Raw genomic sequence first — 18839 nt, forward strand, 5'->3', positions numbered from 1 at the left:
CCTTCGATGCGGTCCGGACGCACAGCGACCGGAACGGGAGCGGTGAGAGGCTCAGAGCCCCATGGACTTCGAGATGACGCTCTTCATGACCTCACTGGTGCCGCCGAAGATCCGGGTGACCCGGGCGTCGGCGTACAGCCGGGCGATGGGGTATTCGGTCATGTAGCCGTAGCCGCCGTGCAGCTGCAGGCACTTGTCGATCACCCGGGCCTGCAGTTCGGTGCAGAACAGCTTCACCTTCGCTGCATCCGCCGGGGTGAGTGTGCCGTTGTCGAGGGCGATGAGCGCCTGGTCGACCATCGACTGTCCGGCCTGCAGGTCGGTCGCGCATTCGGCGAGTACGAATTTGGTGTTCTGGAAGTTGGCCAGCGGCGTGCCGAACACCTGGCGTTCCCGAGCGTATTCGAGGGCGAGATCGACTGCCGCGGTGGCGGTGGCGAGGCCGGTGATGGCGATCGACAGCCGCTCCTGCGGCAGGTTGTGTGCCAGCATCGCGAATGCGCCGCCCTCCTTGCCGAGGAGGTTCCTGGCCGGCACGCGGACGTTGTCGAACGTCAACTCGGCGGTGTCGGACGACTTCATACCGATCTTGTGCAGGTTGCGGCCCCGGATGAATCCGGGCATGTCCCCCTCGACGACGAGCAGTGACAGCCCTTTGCGGCGGTTGTCCGGATCCTTGGAGGTGCGTGCCACCACGATCACCAGTTCGGCGTTGATGCCGCCGGTGATGAAGGTCTTGTTGCCGTTGAGGATGTAGTCGTCGCCGTCCCGGACGGCGGTGGTGGCGACCCCCGCGAGATCCGAGCCGATGCCGGGTTCGGTCATGGCGATCGCGCTGACCAGGTTGCCGTCGGCGAAGCCCTGGAACCAACGGTCGCGCTGTTCCTCGTTGGCGTACTCGAGAAAGTACGGCAGCACGGTGTTCAGATGCACCTGGAATCCGCCGAGAGAGGCTGCGGCGTAGCCGATCTCCTCGTAGACGACGGTGTTGAACAGGAAGCTGTCGATGCCGCCGCCGCCGTACTGTTCGGGTACCTGCAGACCGTTGATTCCGATCTCTGCGGTCTTCTTGTAGAAGTCGCGGGGGATGCAGCCCTGGGCTTCCCAGTCGGGCAGGTTGGGGGTGATTTCCTTGGCGATGAACTGGCGGACGGTGTCGCGGAAAGCGTCGTGGTCTTCGGTGAAGATGGTGCGTTGCATGGTGATTCCTTTGAGAAGGCGGGTTCGTCGGCGGGGTTCCGGTGCCTAGCGGAGGCGGACGATGTCGGAGGCGACGAGGGCGTCGACCGCGGCGGCGGGGTAACCGAGTTCGGTGAGCAGCTCGGCGGTGTGCTGACCCAGGTCCGGGTCACCTTCGCTGCCGGGCTTGGGAATGCTGCCCAGATGCCAGGGTGAGCCGAGGGCGGTGTGCGATGCCCCGTCGGTGTCGCTGACCTCGATGAACAACCCGGACGCTTCGACGTCGGCACTGCGCATGGCCTCGGGGTAGGTGTTGATCCTGCCCGCCACAACTCCGTTGGTGGTCAGCAATTCCATGGCTTCGTCGCTCGTCATCGTCGAAAATGCGCTGCGCAGCTCGATCAGCATTGCCTGCCGGTTCGCCACCCGCAGGGTGTTGCTTGCAAAGCGGGGGTCCTCGGCCAGGTCGAGGCGCCCGATGAGGCGACACAGTCGGTGGAAGTGCACGTCGGAGTAGGCGGACAGGACCAGGTTTCCGTCCTTGGTTGTCATTACGTCCGCGGCTGGGGCGATACTGGGTTGTCCGTTGCCCTTGCGGATGGGTTCCTCGCCGGTGATCAGGTATTGGCCCCAGTTCGTGCCCTGCAGGTGGAGCGCGACTTCGAGGAGCGAGACCTCGACGGTGTCGCCTTCGCCGGTGCGGAGGCGGCGCACATAGGCCGCGAGGATCGCCTGGGCGCACACGTAACCGGAGGCGACGTCGACGATCTGGGCCCCCACCTTCTGCGGCTCACGGTCGGCTTCTCCGGTGACCCACATCATCCCGCTTTCGGCCTGTGCTGCGATGTCGAGGCCGGGTCGGTACTTCGACGGTCCGTGCAGCCCGAAGCCGCTGACGGTCGCGTAGACGATCCGGGGGTGGGCGGCGAGGATCTGGTCGGCGCCGAGTCCGAACGACTCCATGACTCCGGGGCGCAGGTTCTGTACGACGATGTCGGCGCCGGCGATCAGTTTCCGGGCGATCTCCTGTGCCTGAGGGTCTTTCAGGTCCAGTGCGATGGACCGCTTGCCGCGGTTGTAGTTCTGCAGCATGGCCTCGCCGGCTGGTCCGATCCCGCGGGCGGACTCGCCGTGCACCGGCTCGACCTTGATCACGTCCGCCCCGAGGTCCACGAGGATCTGGGTGGCGGCGGGGGCTGCGATGAATTGCCCGAAGTCGATGACGCGGACGCCGTCCAGGGGGCTGTTGATGTTCATGCTGTCTCCTCGACTCGACGGCGGATGAGGGTGATGTCGCGTTCGGGGTTGACCAGGAAGATTGCGATGACTGCGCCGACGATCATCAGGGCGCCGCTGGATTGGAAGCCGATCGCGTAGCCGGTGATCTTGTCGACGGACGAGCCGACGGTGAAGCCGAGTACGAGCGGCGCCATCATGCCGGAGATGCTTGCGATCGCCGAGAGCATGCCCAGGACCATTCCGCGCTTCTTCGCCTGGACAACGTCGGCGATCGCGGAGAGTGCGACGCCGAAGGCTGCGGTGTTCAGCGAGAACGCGAGGGCGATCAGGACCAGTTGCAGTCCGCCCTGGGGGAGCAGCGTGAACCCGGCCATCGAGATGCCGGCGCCGGCGACGAGCGCTGCGCTGAAGTAGCCGCGGGCGACTCGGCGGGAGACGCCCCGTGAGATGAGCCGGCCGGAGAACCAGCCCGCGGTGATGGCGCCGCCGGCGGCGAGTCCGTAGGGCAGCATCATGAGCTGACCGGCGGTGGCGGTGTCGTAACCCAGGCCTTCCTGGAGATAGACGGGCAGCCATGCGATCTTCAGGGTGGTCGACCAGTACGAGCTGAACATCAGGACCGCGATGCCGATGACGGTGCCGGTCTTCAGGATCGTTTTGTAGGGTGCGTCGACAGTCTCGACGACCACCGTCGACACCGGAGTTGTTTCGCCTTCGTCGGCGCTGCGGCCGAGGATCAGCCAGGCTCCGGCCCACAGGGTGCCGATCGCGATGAGTACGTAGAACGCGGCGTGCCAATCCCAGTGGAAGATGATCCAGGTGAGTATGGGTGCGGCGAGCAGGGTGCCGATCGAGGCGCCCGCGGAGACGAATCCGCCTGCCATCGCTCGCTTCTCCGGCGGGAACCACGAGTGTGCGGCGTGGTTGGCCAACGCGAATGCGGGGCCTTCGGCGAATCCGAGGATCACTCGGCAGGCGATGAGGACGCCGAAGCTGACGGTGCCGAGCAGCGGGATCATTGTCGCGACCCAGGTCAGCATCAGACCGGCGAGCAGCCAGCGAAGGCTTACCCGAGACGAGAGCCAGCCGAAAAACAGTGCGCCGGCAGCGAATAACCAGAAGAAGCTGCTCTGCAGGAGTCCGAACTGCTGGGAGCTCAGCCCCAGGTCGTGCTGAATCTGTACCCCGGCGAACGCGATGACGGATTTGTCGGCGTGGTTGATGAGCATGAACAGGACGAGAAGGCCGACGACGAGCCAGGCACGTCGCATCTGCGTCGGCCGTGGCGGACGTGACCGTACCGACGTATTCGTCGACCCTGTTGTATGCATCGTGGGATCCCTCCGAGAACAAGCGGCAGTGGCGCACCGACGAGCAGGGCAATGTCCACTCCGAAGGGAGGATCATCCAGGTGGTGGACCCGGGCGCGCCGCGATGACGTGAGTTGGTACACACCATTCAAAGCGCGGCAATCGATCGGGTCAAAGACCAAAAAAGTAGAAGATCTACTGCAATTGCCTATGAATCATGGGAGACTCGGGCATTGTCTTCCCGTAGCCGGCGGTCGCCTTCCTCGCGCGTCAGCCTTCCGGCTTCGACCAGGGACAGTCCGTCTGCCATGTACCCCGCGACGGACTGGGCGAACTCCTCGAAGGAGGCCCGGGCGCAGGCCAGGAACTCGGTCGATGCCTCCGTGATCCGTCCGGGTCGGTGGACGACGCCCATCTTGCGGGTCAGGCGCGGCGAGAGTTCCCGTACGACTCCACCGCGGAGGATCGCGTCGAGCCCACTACGCAGCGCAACGATCGACACCCCACCGCCGGCGAGGACGATCGGCAGCACCGCGCCGCGCTGGCGCACCTCCACCGCGACATCCGGCTCGACTCCGTGCAGACGCAACGAGCGTTCGATGAAATCGCGGGTTGCCGTACCGCGCCCACTCATCACGAAAGGGACCCCGGACAACTGCTCGATCGGCACCGGGTCCGGCCACCGCGCATCGGTTCCCGGCGGACACACCAGCACCAGCTGCTGATCGATCAGTTCCTCGCCCACCAGGTCCTCGGTGGGCAGCGGCAGTGCGAGGATGCCCAGCTCACACGCTCCGGACTTGACCAGGGACACGACATCGGTGGTCTCGTCGCGTTCCTCGATGTGGAAACGGATGTCCGGGTACTGATGGCGGAACTTGGCCACCCACACCGACAGGGGGTCCGAGGACAGATCCGACAGGGACGCCACGTCGATTCGGCCGGCGCGCATCGCACCGACATCTCGGACCGCATTCTCCGCAGCGCCCACATCGCGCAGGATTGTGCGGGCCGGGCCGACAAGGGCCTCGCCGGCGGGGGCCAGTACCAACCCCCGTCCGACCCGATGGAACAACTCGACGCCAAGATCCTTCTCGAGCTTGCGCACCGCTTGCGACAGGGACGGCTGCGCCACCCGCAGCTGTGCCGCGGCTCGTGTCACCCCGCCGCTGTCGACGACGGCGAGGAAGTACTCGAGCTGGCGCAGGTCCATGATCCGAATCTAGAGGCTGAGCCGGGCGTGGCGTTCGATGTCATCGAACCATCAGTACGCGACCCAGGGACGATAGCAACTTCTTCTCCAGGCGCACCGCTGCGTGCGCGGCCGACCGCACGAACCCCGCGTCCCGATCGGAAGAGGCAGCGTTGTAGTGGGCACACTGCGCAAGCCCGATCACGGGCGACTCCGAAGGTGCACCCACCGTTCTGGATGACCATCTGCTGAAGGAGTGAAATTGGGGCAGGGCGCATAGGTGGGTGTCGGGACGCGCTGCGCCGGGCCGGTATCCGGGTGGTTCGGAGCCCTTCACACGCTGTCAGGACTACGCGCGAAGTGCGAGCGAGATGTTCACTCGTCTTGTCACAGCGGTTCGAACCTCATGATCGAGTCCGCTGGGGCGTGACGACGTCTGCGACCGGCCGGTGGATAGCCGAGTTTGTGTGCGCAGAGAGCTTTCAGACGGCGCCGGACCTGGACGTCGATACTCGGATGTTCGTCGAGGAGACTCTGCAGGCGGTGGTAGAAGTCGATGGGTAGGAGTCCGAACTCGGGCAGGATGTGCTCGTCACCGCCACCGTAGGGTGCCCACCGCACGGCGAAGTCGAGCAGCGCGACTTCATCTTTCGTCACTGTGCTCCTTTCCTGAAATTCACCACCGTGGGCGGGGCTACCTGTATATGCAGCCCCGCCCACCGTGTCAGCGCACGTCGAGGTAGATGCTCTTGAGCTGTTGGTAGCCCGCCAGTCCTTCGGGCCCGAGTTCCCGCCCGAGTCCGCTGTTCTTGATGCCGCCGAAGGGGGCGGTCGGATCGTTGGCGTAGCCGTTGATGCCGACCGTTCCGCTGGCGATGTTGCGGGCGAAGCGTGCACCGCGTTCGGGGTCGGCGGTCCAGACCGAACCACCGAGGCCGTAGTCCGAGTGGTTGGCGATGGCGATTGCCTCGGCTTCATCGGTGTAGGGGATGACCGACAGCACCGGGCCGAAGATCTCCTCCTGCGCGATGGTGTGCCCCGTCTCGACGTCGGCGAATACCGTGGGTTCGACGAACCAGCCGTGATCTGCCCCGGCAGGACGCTTGCCGCCGGTGGTGATCCGCCCACCGTCCGACTTACCCTTCTCGATGTAGCCTTCGACGCGATCGCGTTGACGGGCCGAGACCAGCGGTCCCATCTGCGTCGCTTCCGAGAGCGGGTCGCCGACGGACACACCCTTCGCGAGATCCGTAATAGTGTCGACGATCTCGTCGTAGCGTGAACGCGGCGCGAGTACCCGGGTGCCGAGCCAGCAGATCTGGCCGTTGTTGAGAAGCGTTGCGGCATAGAAGGATTCGATGTTGGCTGCGAGGTCGGCATCGTCGAGGACGACCGCGGCGGACTTGCCGCCGAGTTCGAGAGTGACCGGACGCAGCAGTTCACCGCAGGTGCGGGCAATGGTGCGGCCGGCTGCGGTGGAACCGGTGAACGAGACCTTGTCGATGCCCGGGTGGGCGACGAGGTAGGCGCCGAGTTCGCGTCCGCCCGGGACGATGTTGAGCACACCCGCAGGAAGGCCCGCCGCGATCGCCGCTTCGGCCATCAGGAAGGCGTCGAGCACGGTCTCCGGAGACGGCTTGAGAACGACGGTGCAGCCGGCGGCGAGCGCCGGAGCGATCTTGAGGAACGTGATGGCCTGGGGGACGTTCCACGGCACGATGGCGCCGACGACGCCGATGGGAGAGCGGGTGACGAGGGTCGATCCGCCGAGCATGCCGGGTCGGATCTCGTCCTCCTGCTTGGCCGTCATCTCGGCGTAGTAACGCAGCAGGAGAGGTGGGAAGCCACCCTCGAATTGTCGGGCGAGGCTGATGGGCATGCCGTTCTGGCTGCTCACCCGGGTCGCGGTGTCCTCGGCGCGGGATTCGAGTTCGTCGGCGAAGCGGCCCAGGACCTCGGCGCGCCGGGCGGCGCTCCACGACGCCCAGCCGTCCGGGCCGGTGAAGGCCGCGCGGGCGGCCTCGACCGCATCGTCGATGTCGGACTCGGTACCGTCCGGCACCGAGCCGATCCGCTGTTCGGTGCTCGGCGAGATGACCGGAATCGTCGAATCGCCGGACGGCCGTACCCATCCGCCGCGGATGTAGAGATCGGTGTAGTCGATCGTCATCGGGGTGTCCTTCTCGGAAAGTGTGTCGGGTGGAGTGGTCAGTCCTGCACGAGCACGGGCTTGAGCACCTCGCCCCGGTGCTGGGCCTCGATTGCGTCGTTGATCTTCGCGAAGGGGAAGGTGGTGACGAGCTTGTCGAGCGGGAACCTGCCCGCCTTGTAGAGCTCCACCAGTTCGGGGATGAATTCGTCGGGGACACTGTCGCCCTCGATGATTCCGGTGATCGTGAGTCCCATGGCGAGGGAGCTGATGATGTTCAGTGGCACGGATGCTGCCGGGTCGGCGGGCACGCCGATGAGGCCGATCGTGCCGTGGAAGGTCATGGCGCCGACGAGCGACTCGATTACTGCCGGGACGCCGGAGGTGTCGATCGCGTAGTCGACACCGGCGGGGACGATGGCGCGGACCTGCTCGACGAGTGGGCCGGCGGCCGGGTCGACGACGTGGGTGGCGCCCAGTTCGAGGGCGAGTTCGCGCCGGGACCGGTGGGGTTCGACGGCGATGATGGTGGTGCAGCCCTGCACGACGGCGCCCATGACGGCGGCCAGGCCGACGGAGCCGGCGCCGGCGATGAGTACTGCGGAGCCGGGACCGCAGTTCAGGGAGCGCATCACTGCCCCTGCGCCGGTCTGGATGCCGCATCCGAGGGGTGCGAGCAGTTCCGCGGGGACGTCGTCGGGAACTTTCACGACGTTGCGCTCGAACGCGAGACTGTGGGTGGCGAAGGAGGATTGGCCGAAGAACAGGCCGGTGAGTTTTTCCCCGTCGGTGGTGGTGATCGGCCCGGTTCCGTCGTCGCGCACCCCGTCGTAGGCGAGGTGCATGAATTGGTGGCAGTAGGACGGTGCACCCGTGGTGCACGACGGGCAGGTCCCACAGCTGTTGAAGGTGATACTGACACGGTCGCCGGGTGCCACTTTGGTGACGCCGGGGCCGACTTCTCGAACGATGCCGCATCCTTCGTGGCCGAGCACGGCGGGCAGCGCGGTCGGGAGGGCGCCGTCGCGTGCAGCGAGGTCGGTGTGGCAGATGCCGACGGCCTCGATCTCGACGAGAACCTCACCGGCCCTGGGTCCCTCGATGGTGATCGGCTCGAGGGTGAATTCGGTGTGCGGCTCTCTCGCGACTGCTGCGAGTGCTTCCATCGTCACGTACTCCATATCTTGTGGGCCGACCCGTGGGCCGGCGGAGATCGAAATGCTCTACAGAACGGCGTCCCGCAACGAGGTCGCGGGGTCGGCGAGTGCGGTGGGGTCGAGCTTGGTGCGGTCGCCGATAAAGCGTTTGCCGGCCATGAATTCGGCTGCGGCGTTTACGGTCTCGACGGCGACGGGGACGCCGTCGCTGTCGAGGTGGAACAAGGCGAAGGAGGACTCGGACGGATCTCCGCGCAGAACAGCCCGGGTGTCGGGATCGACCATCCCGGCCATCTTCATCCTCAGGTCGAACTGATCGGACCAGAACCACGGCACCTCGTGTGGTGGCCGGGGTGCGCTCATGATGACAGCGGCCGCCTGTTTCGCCTGTTCCACCGCGCTGGGAATGCTTTCCAGTCGCACCATCTTGCCGAGGGTGTCGTGCAGGCGATAGGTCACGTCCCCGATGGCGAGGACATGCGGATCGCTGGTGCGGGCCGAACCGTCCACCACGACCCCGGCGAGGCACTCGATGCCTGCCTCCCGCGCCAGCGCGTCATTGGGGATCGCTCCCACTCCCACCAGTACCAGGTCACACGCGATGTCGGTGCCGTCGGCGAGGGTGACTCCACCGACGCGACCGGCTGTCCCGGTGATTTCCCGGACCTCGGCACCTGTGAGGATGCGCGTGCCGCGGTCTCGGTGGAAGCGGGTGAGGGCGGCGGACAGTTCCGGGCTGGCGACCCGGGCCAGTACCCGTTCCTCCCGCTCGATGACCGTGACCTCGCCCCCGCGGGCGCGGGCCGATGCCGCGACCTCGAGTCCGACGTACCCGCCACCGACGATGGCCAGCGAGGATCCGCTGTGGACTGCCTTGCGCAATTGCGCGGCGTCGGCGAGCGTGCGCAGGCTCAGGACACCGTCGAGATCACTACCGGGGATGGTCAGCGTCCGTGGTGCGGCGCCGGTGGCGAGGACGAGCGTCGTGTACTCGAGGATGGAACCGGACGCCGTCGTCGCAGTGCGGGCGTCCCGGTCGATGTGCACGACCTGGTCACCCAGTCGGGTGTCGATGGCGTTGTCGACGTAGAACGATTCCGGCTTGAGCCATTGCACGAACTCGTCGTCGGCGTACTTCTTCGACAGAGGCGGGCGATGATACGGCGGATGTGTTTCCTCTCCGCACAGGATGATTCGGCCGTCGAACTTCTGTTGGCGGAGCAGACCGGCGAGTGTGCCACCGGCATGCCCGGCCCCGACGATCACCACGGTGGGTGAGGGGTGTGGCGTGGGCATCGTGCTACCCGGCGAACTCGATCTCGACGGGCATGTTCTTGAGGCCGCCGACGAAATTGGTCTGGATCATCTTGGTGTCGTCCACCAGTTGGAGCGACTCGATGTGGGGGAGCAGTTCCTCGAACATGATCCGCAGCTCCAGCTTCGCCAGGTGCTGGCCGATGCACATGTGCGGGCCGTAGCCGAAGGCGATGTGCTTGTTGGGCCGGCGGGTGATGTCGAAGCGATCGGGGTCGGGGATGACCTCCGCGTCGCGATTGCCCGACTGGTACAGCAACATGAAGCGGTCGCCCTTCTTGATGTCACGGCCGCGCAGCGTGTAGTCCTGCGTCGCCTGACGCATGAAATGCTTGACCGGCGAGGCCCAACGCAGCGACTCGTTCACAAGGTGCGGAGCGAGCGACAGATCGGCCTTCACCTTGGCGAGTTGGTCCGGGTTGCGACCGAGTTCGAGAATGCCTCCCGCAAGAGTGCTCGAGGTGGTGTCGTGGCCCGCGGTCGCGATGGCGATGAACCAGCCGTAGGCCACCTCGTTCGGGTAGTAGTCACCGTTCTTGTCGCGGGCGAGGGAGATGATCGTGGCGAGGTCGTCCCGGGGGTTGGCGCGGCGATCCTGGAGCAGTCGTTCGAAGTAGGCGTAGAAGTCCTGGATCGTGGCCACCCACTGCTTGGCGGCGGCGTCCGGGGTGAGCGGTTCGACATCCTCGCGGATGGCGTCGGGGTCGGCCGTCCCGAAGAACTCCTGCGTCAGGGCCATCATGCGGGGCTCGTCCTCCTCGGGCACCCCGAACAGGCTCATGATGACGTGCAGGGGGTAGTACAGGGCGAAGTCCTTGACGAAGTCGATGCGGCCGTCTGTCTCGAGGAGTCGGGCGACGGACGCCTTCGCCAGGTCACGGATGGTGGTTTCCCACTTCGCGAGGTTGGTCGGCCGGAACCAGTCGACGGCGATGTCCTTGATCTCGGTGTGCTCGGGCGGATCGAGGTAGGTGAGCGTCTCCAGGATGCGGAGACTGCCGTTGTTGATGCTCTTGGTGAACTCGTCGCCGGCCTGGTTCGCCAAGATCGGGTTGACCGACCCCTTGTTCTCACCACCCGCGCTGGTGAAGATGTCGGGCTGACGCTCGATCTCCATGATGTCGTCGTGCTTGCTCACCAGCCACAGCGGGTCGTACCCCTCGACGACAGCACGGCCGAGTGGATTGTTCTCGCGCAACCAACGGTAGGCCTCGAACAACTCGTCGTTGTCCCGGTGCCCTTCGGGCAACACGATCCGGCGGGCGACGGCGTCCGGGATCAGCTCTGTGACCTGCTCTGTAGTGCTCATCGAATCCCCTTCGTGATGCTGTGAGATGTGGCGCCGAACGCTGCGGCGCTCACGTCGGCCGATGTGAGTTCAGCCTGTCAGCAGCGGGGGTGAGGGGCATCACACCAGCGAACGAAAGTTGTCTATCTAACGGGGGATGTGGCCCCGGTCACTCTGCTGTCGCTTGCTGGTGGCGGCGCAGTTTTCACCCCATGGGAGGGGGGTAATCGGCCGATGTGGTGATGTGCGCGTCCAGTGACCGGCGACACAATTTCGGTCATGGAGAACGCGGCCGTACCCATCCGGGTGCATCGCCCCGCACCCGCGACGACCGCGCAGATGTTCACCGGTCGACCCGAAGGAGATTGCCATGCCCAACGTCGTGTACCAGCTTCCGGATGGTTCGACGGCGTCCGTCGACGTCCCGTCCGGCCAGACTGTGATGGACGGATCGGTACGCAACAACCTTCCCGGCATCGTCGCCGAATGCGGGGGCAGCTGCTCGTGCGCAACCTGCCACGTGTACGTGGACGAAGGTTCCGCCGCGGTGTTCAGTGAGCCGACACCAGAGGAACAGGACCTTCTCGAGTTTCTCGATGGTGTCCAGCCGTGCTCTCGCCTCGCTTGCCAGCTGGTGCTGACCCCCGACGTGGACACCGTCAAGGTGACCGTGCCGGCTTCGGGCGACTGACGACGCGGCGCGACTCGGCGGGCCCACCGGCTGGGGCCGGGTCACGGGGCGGAGCCGCCGGGTCACCGCGGGGTGGACCGATACTTCGCGATCAGCTCGGCGCGGTTGGTAGCGCCCAATTTTCGGAGAATGCGTTTCACATGCGACTTGACCGTGTCGACGGTGATGACCAGCTCGGCCGCGATCGAGGCGTTCGACGCACCGGTGAGAATCAGCCGGACGACGTCCGCTTCGCGCTCGGTGAGCGGATCGAGCAGGCGCCGATCCACGTCGTTCTCCGCGGGAGGCGGTGCATTGTTGGCCGCGCCGCGTGGGGACAGGGCGTCGAAGTCGGTGTTGCTGCTCCATCGCCGGGCGCTGTCGCGGAGGAGGAGGTTCTGGCGCTCGCGACGCGCTTCGAGGCCGACCCGCTCGAACTGACCGCCGAGCATTTCCGCGAACACGCTCAGGGCGTGGCGCCGTGGAGGATCCAACATCGTGTCGACGTGCACGAAGGCCGCCGCACGCCCGTCGACCACGACCGGAACTGTGGAGAAACCGTTGTTGCCCAGAGTGTTTCGCATCGACTCGGGAACGAGTTCATCGACCGTGACCGTGTTTGCCGCGAGCGCATGCTCTTCGGGAGAGCCCGGCGCGAGGTCGAATCCGAGGGGCAGTGACGGCGTGATATCTGGATCGGTGGTGAAGGAGACCACGGGAATGATCCGATCCTCCTCGAATCGAGACAGCACGACCGTTCGCGCAGAGCAGAGTTCGGCGACGCGCTCACACGCGCGTTGCATGAGTTCGGTGCTCGAGGCGGCATCGCCCAAGGCGTGGCCGGCGACATCGATGCCTGACGCGATTGCCTCGATGTCGTCGGTTCGACTCTCTACGAGCGCCTTCCGGCGATCGAGGAGATCGGCGAGACGCCGGCCGAGTTCGGCCGCGCGCTCGGGGGTGGCGGTGCGCAACTCGGTGAGGATGCCCGAGACGGCGCGATCGAGCTCGGTGTCCCCAGTGTCCGGTTGTGAATCCGCTTCCGGCACGTCAGCCATCGGTCACCGTCTTGGTGTTGGCGTACAGGGCCGCCACCTCGGCGCGCGTGGATACTCCGAGCTTCTTGAAAATCCGCTGGACATGGCTCTTGACGGTGCCGTCGGAAATGCAGAGTCGCCGGGAGATTGCCGCGTTCGTCGCGCCGGTCGCCAGGAGCGTGAGCACTTCGTGCTCGCGGGCGGTCAGCGATTGCGCGCGCGGAATGACCGTGGCCCGCGATCCACCGTCCGGGATCGGTTCCTCGGGGTTCGACGGTTCACGGGTATCGAGCTCGGGCATCGTCACCGGTGCCTGTTCGAGGTGCTGCAGTGCCTTGGTGAGACGTCGGATCTCGGTATCGATGTGCTCGTTGCGCGCGCAGATCTGCCTTCGCAGGTCGGCGCGTTCCTTCGACGAGGCACACACGGCCGCGAGCGCGCCGACGATGTGGACATCGGTGTCGGACAACCCGTCGCTTTGCCGGTCGACGTGGATCATCGCCACTGCACGGGAGTCGACGACGACGGGAACGGCGATGTACCCCGCCGGACGCGACAGGTCGATCAGGGGACGGTACGTGTGCCGGTAGGTGTCGGCCGCATCCACTGCATACGGACGGCGGCGACGGACCAGTTCGGCTTCGCGTGGTGCTTCCCGCAGCGAGATCTCCCGACCGTCGATCGCCTCGAGGAGAGGGCGGAAGTCCCCGGTCAGCTCGGGGTGTACAGCGAGCGCGATGGGTGACCACGTGGAACCGCGGACGACGGAGAACATGGCTTTGGCGTACCCGAGGTTCGTGCACAGTTCCTGCGTCACGGTCTGCGCGATCCGGTCGGATCCGGCATCGATGCTGCGTACGACGCGTTGGAGCTTCTCGAACTGCTCGGTGTGCATGCGCAGGCGGCGCGAGATGTCGTTCTGCCGGTCGGCGTCGAGGCGCATCACGAGTTCGGCGAGCCGGACTGCCTGTTCTGGGGAGTCGGTGCCCTCCCGAAGCTTGCGGAGTGCGCATGCGCGGATCGCTGCCGGATCAAGCTCGCCACTCACCGGGCGAATCAGGCCCGGCTCGTTTCCGAGTAGTTCCTGCAACTCCGCAACCGCCTGGTCGGCAAGCTCGAACGAACTCGTCGAATTGACCACTCATTACTCCTCGTGCCACGGCAGCCACATGGACGGTGACGGCACCGGCCCGCTTCCTTGTGGCCTCACACACAGTGTAGAGCGGCGCCACCTGGGCTTTTGCTGTCGTCTTGCGGCCGACTCCAATGTATATGGTCAGTCCAATTTCGTCACCCACTTTCGGGAATCGCTTCATCGGCTCTTGCTCGCCTCCCTCTGTGGCGCTAGGGTCGAATGGTAAGACCAAAATTGAAAGGATCGCCGGTATGGCCCCCTCTGTGCGTTACGACGTCGACGAGCACGTCGCGGTCCTCACTCTCGACCGTCCGGAAACTCGCAACGCCCTATCCGACGACCTCTTGGACGAGCTTCTGGCCGCGCTCGAGCGCGCGCGGGACGACGGCGACGTTCGGGTTGTCGTGCTGACCTCGTCGCACGAGAAGATCTTCTCGGCGGGCGGGGACCTGAAGGCGTTTGCGAGCGACACCCCGACGATCATCAAATATGCCGGCCTGGACCGCTTCCCGCGGTTGTACCGGCTCATCGGCGGTCTCGGGAAGCCGGTGATCTGCGCGGCCGGTGGCGACGTGCTCGCGGGCGCGTTCGGGCTCGCGCTCGCCTGCGACTTCGTGCTGGCCAAGGAGTCGGCCCACTTCGGGTGCCCGGAGATCAATGTCGGCGTGTTCCCGTTCATGATCTCCGCGCTCATCTACCGGAACGTCGGCCGGCTCAAGGCGAATGAGTTGATGATGTACGGAGAGAAACTCACTGCCGCGGAAGCGCACGAACTGGGGCTGGTGAATCGCGTGTTCCCGGACGGTGACTTCGATGCGGAGGTGCGGGCGTGGGCACGCCGACTGGCAAAGAAGTCACCGCTGCTGATGCGTCTGGGTAAGGATGCCATCGACAGCACCCGTGACATGTCGCTGCCGGACGCGCTTGCGACGCTGCAATCTCAACTGGCTCTTGCGTTCACCACGGAGGATCTCGTCGAGGGTGTCACGGCCTTTCGGGAGAAGCGGTCGCCTGTGTGGAAGATGCGATGAAGATTTCCTGCCGGTTGGCCCGGGGTGGCGGAATCCGGGGAGTTGGTGTGTCGCCGACAGCGAAATCATCTGGGCCCCTTGGTTTACCGCTCGTCCGGCGGGTGTGGTGAGTGTTCGAAGATGTCGTCGAAAGTGGTTGCTACTTCGGTCTAACCATTCTAATCTTTATGTAAACGTGTGGCAGAGCAAGAAGGACGGAATCCTCCATGACGCGCGAACGGAATCTCGGCCGATACACCCCCCAGCAGGTAGAGGAGTTCTATGCCAGTGGCCAATGGGCCGACGAGAACTTCACCGACCTTCTGCGGGCGCGCGCCGAGAGCAGTCCCGACAAGATCTTCGTCACCGACGGCACGCAGGAGCTGACGTTCGCGCAGCTCTACGACCGGTCGCAGCGGCTGGCGCTCGGCCTGCACCGAAAAGGGCTCCGTGCCGGCGACCGGGTCGCCGTTCAGCTGCCGAACTGGGCGGAATTCGTCGTCGTCGCAGCTGCCCTCGCTCGGATCGGTGTGGTGACGGTGCCGATCATGCCGATCTATCGGACGGACGAGGTGTCACACGTTGTCGCCGACGCCTCGATCCGGATGGCGATCGCGCCGGCACAGTTCAAGGGCTTCGACTATCTGTCGATGTTCGACGATATCCGGCGGTCGTCGCAGACGCTCGAGACGATCATCGCGGTGCGTGCTTCGGACGACAGCCGTAAGACGTTGGCCGGGAGGGGCATCGAGATTCTCGAGAATCTGGTCGTGGACGCGGACCCGGATGTCATCGACACCGAACTCGACTTCCGCGCCCACCCCGACGACCCGTTCGTCATCGTGTACACGTCCGGAACCACGTCGCGTCCCAAGGGTTGCCTGCACACCTTCAATACCTACGCTTCGGGCGCACGTGCACTGAAGACGGCCTTCGGGCACACCGAAGCGGATGTCCAATTCGGACCGTCCCCGATCACCCATACCACCGGACTCGTCACCAGTGTGCTCGTCCCCCTGCTCAGCGGCGCGGCGACCCACATCATGGCGGAGTGGGACCCGAAACGCGGGCTGGCCGAGATCGAGAAGTTCGGATGTACGGCCGCGGTCACGGCCACCACGTTCCTGCAGACGTTGTTGGCTGCGGCCGAACAGGAACCGGACGCCGATCTCTCCTCTCTCCGGGTCTGGGTGTGCGCCGGCTCCCCGATCCCGGCGGCCGTGGTGGAGAAGGCGAAGTCCGACCTGCCCGCCACCACCGTCCTGTCGCTGTACGGGAGAAGTGAGAATCTCACCACGACGACCTGCACCATCGAGGACGACCCGAGCCGGGCGATCACCTCCGACGGCGCCGCGCTGCCGGGGGCAGAGGTCAAGGTTGTCGGCGAGGACGGCCTCGAGGTGGCGCGGGGGAGCGAGGGCGACATCGCCTATCGCGGGCCCTCGCACATGATCGAGTACCTGAACCGGCCCGACGATACAGCGGAACTCTTTACCCCCGAAGGATTTTCGAGATCCGGAGATCTCGGAGTCATGGATGCCGACGGGTTCGTCCGGGTCACCGGCCGGACCAAGGACATCGTGATCCGCGGCGGCATGAACATCAGTGTGCGCGAGGTTGAGGACAAGCTGGCCGAGCACCCCGACATCCTCGCTCTAGCCGTGGTGGGAATGCCGGACGAGCGGCTCGGGGAGAAGGTGTGCTGCTACGTGGTGCCCAAGGAGGAGCAGAACCCTCCCACGCTGGACCATCTCCGCAACTACTTGCTCGATCGGGGAGTTGCGATTCAGAAGACCCCTGAACGCGTCGAGGTGGTCGCCGAGTTGCCCATGACCGCCACCGGGAAGATCCAGAAACACATCCTCCGCAAGCGTATCGCGGCAGAGTTGGCTGCCGGTTCCCTGGAACAGAGCACGCGCTGACCACGAATGAGCGGCCCCTCGTCCATGTGTCGAGGGGTCGCTCGGTTGTGCAGATGCGAAGAATGTCGTCGGAATCTGAAGTGTGAGTGGCGGTCCCCGAATACGGGACCTCGGAACCCGATCGGCGGGCTGTCAGGCCCCGGTGACGACGACCGTTGCCGAACCGGTGACAACCGGTCCCTTTGCTCCGGAGACGACGAGATCGAGATCGGCCCGTGTCTCCCCGTCGGTGTCGGTGATCGCCGTGATCGTCCCACCGACGGTCAGGGTGTCGCCCAGGAACACCGGGGCGACGAAGCGGACGCCGAAGGAACGGACGTGCTCGACGCCGAATGTGTCGGAGAGCCAACCGGCCAGGATCCCGGCCTGCATCTGACCCATCGCGATGACGCCCGGGAACCCGGATGTTGCAACGAACTCTGGATCGTGGTGCAGAGGATTGAAATCGCCTCCGGCACCGGCGAATCGCACGATGTCCGTCTGGGTGATCGGGCCGATCACGCGCGTGTCGGCGACTGTGCCGATGTGGGCCTTCACGGGTGCTCTCATCGTTGTTCTCCTCGCTCGATCAGCACTTCCTCCAGTCGCACCACCGGATCGCCGTCGGTGTCGACGTATTCGGTCTCCAGCGTCACGATGCGCATCGATCCGCCGCGCTTGCCTTCGCGCTGCACGTCGTCGACGATGCGCCGCGTGCCGACGACGTGGTCGCCGGCAATCAGGGGTCGCAGATATGTCCACTTGACCGAGCCCACAACCACTCGTTCGAGTGCCAGGCCGAGTGTGTCGACGAACTTGCGCTGGTCGCGCTGATGGCCGGCGACGACCGTGTGGGTGAGGGTCGCGGGCACATCGGCGAATCCGGCTGCCTGGGCGGCATCCCGGTCCGTGTGGGCGGGATCGGTGGTGAACGTCGCGCGGACGAACTCGCGGATCTTGCCGCGTTCGATGTCGTAGTCGACTCGGTCCAGCTCTCCGACGCTGAGCGGTTCTGTCATCGGGCCTCCTTTTTGGACTGACCTATAGTATCATTCGGCCTAAATATGTGAGGAGGGGTTCCATGGAACTCGCTGATTCCCCGGACGAAGCCCGGTTCCGCGCAGAAGTCCGAGAATGGGCCGAGGCTGCTGTCGCAACGCTGCCCTGGCCCGAGCCGGTCGATCTGGTCGACAAGGTCCCGTTCTGGCAGCAATGGCAACGGTTGCTCTTCGACGCCGGCTACGGAGGCATGTCCTGGCCGAAGGAATACGGAGGGCAGGCCGCCGACCCGATCCGCAAAGCCATCTTCACCGAGGAGATGGATCGTGTGGGGGCGCCGGAGCGACTCAACACGATCGGTGAGGATTTCGCCGGTCCCACCATCATCGACTTCGGCACACCGGCTCAGAAGGAGCGGTTCCTCCGCCCGATCCTCACCGGAGAAGAAATCTGGTGCCAGTTGTTCTCCGAACCGGAAGCCGGGTCCGACCTCGCGTCACTGCGCACCAAGGCCACGAAGGTCGACGGCGGATGGAAGATCAACGGACAGAAGATCTGGACCAGCCGAGCGCACATCGCAGCGCATGCCATCCTGCTCGCGCGCACGGGCGGGGGACCACGCCACAAAGGCATCACCTTCTTCCTGGTTCCCATGGACAGCGAGGGAATCACGGTTCGCCCGCTCGCCCACATGCTCGGTGAGGCCGAATTCAATGAGGTCTTCCTCGACGACGTGTTCATCCCCGACGATCTCGTCGTCGGCGATGTCGACGGCGGGTGGAAGGTGGCCATGGGCACGCTCGCCTACGAGCGAGTGGCGATCGCCACGGGTCGGGTCAACACCAAACGGGCCGTCGACGATATCGTCGGCGACATCGCCGGGATGACCGACGAGTCGGGGCGCCCGCTCGGTGCCGATCCGGTGATCCGGCAGAAGGTCGCGGACCTCTACGGCCGTGCGCTCGTGCACTATCTCATCGGCCAGCGTGTGATCACGTTGGCGGCGAACGACGGACCACCGGGCCCGGTGACGTCGATCGGCAAGCTGTACTTCTGCCCGCTCGTCGAAGAATTGGCGGACTTCCGGCTGTCCCTCGAGCCCGCCGGCGGCCAGTTCGCGCTCGACGACGAGCAGCAGCGTACGTCACGTTGGCTCCGGCTGGCGTATCAGGCGCGCGGCACTGCCATCGCGGGTGGTTCCACCTTCATCCAGCGCAACATCGTCGCCGAGCGCATGCTCGAGATGCCGAGGAGCTGAC

General features: G+C 65.5%; 18 protein-coding genes. 5 read left to right on the forward strand and 13 right to left on the reverse strand.

All coding sequences use genetic code 11. The features are described 5' to 3' along the window. Window positions 1-51: 51 nt before the first annotated feature. From M1M07_RS10095 to M1M07_RS10105, 3 genes are read right to left on the reverse strand one after another with little or no spacing between them, the layout of a single operon-like run. A complete protein-coding gene (locus M1M07_RS10095; protein WP_248674031.1) occupies window positions 52-1200 on the reverse strand; it encodes an acyl-CoA dehydrogenase family protein in 1149 nt (382 codons plus the stop codon). Between the two features lie 45 nt (window positions 1201-1245). Then, window positions 1246-2436, reverse strand: coding sequence for a CaiB/BaiF CoA-transferase family protein (locus M1M07_RS10100; RefSeq protein WP_248674032.1), 1191 nt, complete (start codon window positions 2434-2436; stop codon window positions 1246-1248). Further along, window positions 2433-3689 (reverse strand): MFS transporter, encoded by a 1257-nt coding sequence (locus M1M07_RS10105; RefSeq protein WP_248674033.1) that lies wholly within the window; start codon window positions 3687-3689, stop codon window positions 2433-2435. The genes M1M07_RS10100 and M1M07_RS10105 overlap by 4 nt, the downstream gene beginning before the upstream one ends. Before the next feature lie 20 nt (window positions 3690-3709). On the opposite strand from M1M07_RS10105, the gene M1M07_RS10110 reads away from it, so the two are divergent. Beyond that, window positions 3710-3856, forward strand: coding sequence for a hypothetical protein (locus M1M07_RS10110; RefSeq protein ID WP_248674034.1), 147 nt, complete (start codon window positions 3710-3712; stop codon window positions 3854-3856). An 80-nt stretch (window positions 3857-3936) separates the two neighbouring features. On the opposite strand, the gene M1M07_RS10115 is transcribed toward M1M07_RS10110, so the two are convergent. The 6 genes from M1M07_RS10115 to M1M07_RS10140 form a co-directional block, all read right to left on the reverse strand. Continuing rightward, the gene (locus M1M07_RS10115) at window positions 3937-4941 is read right to left on the reverse strand and encodes a LysR family transcriptional regulator (protein ID WP_248674035.1); all 1005 of its coding nucleotides are present in this window, start codon (window positions 4939-4941) and stop codon (window positions 3937-3939) included. 366 nt (window positions 4942-5307) lie between these two features. Next, window positions 5308-5577 (reverse strand): DUF3263 domain-containing protein, encoded by a 270-nt coding sequence (locus M1M07_RS10120; RefSeq protein WP_197250695.1) that lies wholly within the window; start codon window positions 5575-5577, stop codon window positions 5308-5310. A 67-nt stretch (window positions 5578-5644) separates the two neighbouring features. Then, entirely contained in the window at window positions 5645-7090 is a 1446-nt protein-coding gene (locus tag M1M07_RS10125; protein WP_248674036.1) for an aldehyde dehydrogenase, read from the reverse strand. Window positions 7091-7128: 38 nt separating this feature from the next. Then, on the reverse strand, window positions 7129-8235 hold the full coding sequence (locus M1M07_RS10130; protein ID WP_197250696.1) for an NAD(P)-dependent alcohol dehydrogenase: 1107 nt from the start codon (window positions 8233-8235) through the stop codon (window positions 7129-7131). Between the two features lie 57 nt (window positions 8236-8292). After that, the gene (locus M1M07_RS10135; protein ID WP_248674037.1) at window positions 8293-9522 is read right to left on the reverse strand and encodes an NAD(P)/FAD-dependent oxidoreductase; all 1230 of its coding nucleotides are present in this window, start codon (window positions 9520-9522) and stop codon (window positions 8293-8295) included. A gap of 4 nt (window positions 9523-9526) precedes the next feature. Continuing rightward, window positions 9527-10849, reverse strand: coding sequence for a cytochrome P450 (locus M1M07_RS10140; RefSeq protein WP_248674038.1), 1323 nt, complete (start codon window positions 10847-10849; stop codon window positions 9527-9529). A gap of 349 nt (window positions 10850-11198) precedes the next feature. Between M1M07_RS10140 and M1M07_RS10145 the strand changes: the two genes are divergently transcribed. Continuing rightward, window positions 11199-11519 carry a 2Fe-2S iron-sulfur cluster-binding protein gene (locus tag M1M07_RS10145; RefSeq protein ID WP_248674039.1) on the forward strand — a complete coding sequence of 107 codons (321 nt, stop codon included), beginning with the start codon at window positions 11199-11201 and terminating at the stop codon, window positions 11517-11519. A 62-nt stretch (window positions 11520-11581) separates the two neighbouring features. On the opposite strand, the gene M1M07_RS10150 is transcribed toward M1M07_RS10145, so the two are convergent. Together M1M07_RS10150 and M1M07_RS10155 are read right to left on the reverse strand one after the other, a co-directional pair. Next, the gene (locus M1M07_RS10150; protein WP_248674040.1) at window positions 11582-12556 is read right to left on the reverse strand and encodes a helix-turn-helix transcriptional regulator; all 975 of its coding nucleotides are present in this window, start codon (window positions 12554-12556) and stop codon (window positions 11582-11584) included. Next, entirely contained in the window at window positions 12549-13676 is a 1128-nt protein-coding gene (locus M1M07_RS10155; protein WP_248674041.1) for a LuxR C-terminal-related transcriptional regulator, read from the reverse strand. The genes M1M07_RS10150 and M1M07_RS10155 overlap by 8 nt, the downstream gene beginning before the upstream one ends. A 245-nt stretch (window positions 13677-13921) precedes the next feature. Here M1M07_RS10155 and M1M07_RS10160 point away from each other — a divergent pair, with 245 nt between their 5' ends. After that, window positions 13922-14701, forward strand: a complete 780-nt coding sequence (locus M1M07_RS10160) for an enoyl-CoA hydratase/isomerase family protein (protein ID WP_248674042.1) — start codon at window positions 13922-13924, stop codon at window positions 14699-14701. Between the two features lie 206 nt (window positions 14702-14907). After that, window positions 14908-16602: an AMP-binding protein gene (locus M1M07_RS10165; RefSeq protein ID WP_248674043.1), complete on the forward strand. Its 1695-nt coding sequence runs from the start codon at window positions 14908-14910 to the stop codon at window positions 16600-16602. Between the two features lie 132 nt (window positions 16603-16734). On the opposite strand, the gene M1M07_RS10170 is transcribed toward M1M07_RS10165, so the two are convergent. Further along, a complete protein-coding gene (locus tag M1M07_RS10170; RefSeq protein WP_197250703.1) occupies window positions 16735-17151 on the reverse strand; it encodes a MaoC/PaaZ C-terminal domain-containing protein in 417 nt (138 codons plus the stop codon). Continuing rightward, the gene (locus M1M07_RS10175) at window positions 17148-17600 is read right to left on the reverse strand and encodes a MaoC family dehydratase N-terminal domain-containing protein (protein WP_248674044.1); all 453 of its coding nucleotides are present in this window, start codon (window positions 17598-17600) and stop codon (window positions 17148-17150) included. The genes M1M07_RS10170 and M1M07_RS10175 overlap by 4 nt, the downstream gene beginning before the upstream one ends. 62 nt (window positions 17601-17662) lie before the next feature. On the opposite strand from M1M07_RS10175, the gene M1M07_RS10180 reads away from it, so the two are divergent. After that, complete coding sequence (locus M1M07_RS10180) at window positions 17663-18838, forward strand: acyl-CoA dehydrogenase family protein (RefSeq protein ID WP_197250705.1); 1176 nt, start codon at window positions 17663-17665, stop codon at window positions 18836-18838. The last annotated feature ends 1 nt before the right edge of the window (window position 18839 follow it).

Origin of the sequence: Rhodococcus sp. HM1, assembly GCF_023218075.1 — a bacterium.
GTDB lineage: Bacteria > Actinomycetota > Actinomycetes > Mycobacteriales > Mycobacteriaceae > Rhodococcus.

Coding starts and splice junctions, on each gene's coding strand:
- M1M07_RS10095 (WP_248674031.1), bottom strand. CDS start 1,200: ATGCAACGCACCATCTTCACCGAAGACCACGACGCTTTCCGCGACACC.
- M1M07_RS10100 (WP_248674032.1), bottom strand. CDS start 2,436: ATGAACATCAACAGCCCCCTGGACGGCGTCCGCGTCATCGACTTCGGG.
- M1M07_RS10105 (WP_248674033.1), bottom strand. CDS start 3,689: ATGCGACGTGCCTGGCTCGTCGTCGGCCTTCTCGTCCTGTTCATGCTC.
- M1M07_RS10115 (WP_248674035.1), bottom strand. CDS start 4,941: ATGGACCTGCGCCAGCTCGAGTACTTCCTCGCCGTCGTCGACAGCGGC.
- M1M07_RS10125 (WP_248674036.1), bottom strand. CDS start 7,090: ATGACGATCGACTACACCGATCTCTACATCCGCGGCGGATGGGTACGG.
- M1M07_RS10130 (WP_197250696.1), bottom strand. CDS start 8,235: ATGGAAGCACTCGCAGCAGTCGCGAGAGAGCCGCACACCGAATTCACC.
- M1M07_RS10135 (WP_248674037.1), bottom strand. CDS start 9,522: ATGCCCACGCCACACCCCTCACCCACCGTGGTGATCGTCGGGGCCGGG.
- M1M07_RS10140 (WP_248674038.1), bottom strand. CDS start 10,849: ATGAGCACTACAGAGCAGGTCACAGAGCTGATCCCGGACGCCGTCGCC.
- M1M07_RS10145 (WP_248674039.1), top strand. CDS start 11,199: ATGCCCAACGTCGTGTACCAGCTTCCGGATGGTTCGACGGCGTCCGTC.
- M1M07_RS10150 (WP_248674040.1), bottom strand. CDS start 12,556: ATGGCTGACGTGCCGGAAGCGGATTCACAACCGGACACTGGGGACACC.
- M1M07_RS10160 (WP_248674042.1), top strand. CDS start 13,922: ATGGCCCCCTCTGTGCGTTACGACGTCGACGAGCACGTCGCGGTCCTC.
- M1M07_RS10165 (WP_248674043.1), top strand. CDS start 14,908: ATGACGCGCGAACGGAATCTCGGCCGATACACCCCCCAGCAGGTAGAG.
- M1M07_RS10170 (WP_197250703.1), bottom strand. CDS start 17,151: ATGAGAGCACCCGTGAAGGCCCACATCGGCACAGTCGCCGACACGCGC.
- M1M07_RS10175 (WP_248674044.1), bottom strand. CDS start 17,600: ATGACAGAACCGCTCAGCGTCGGAGAGCTGGACCGAGTCGACTACGAC.
- M1M07_RS10180 (WP_197250705.1), top strand. CDS start 17,663: ATGGAACTCGCTGATTCCCCGGACGAAGCCCGGTTCCGCGCAGAAGTC.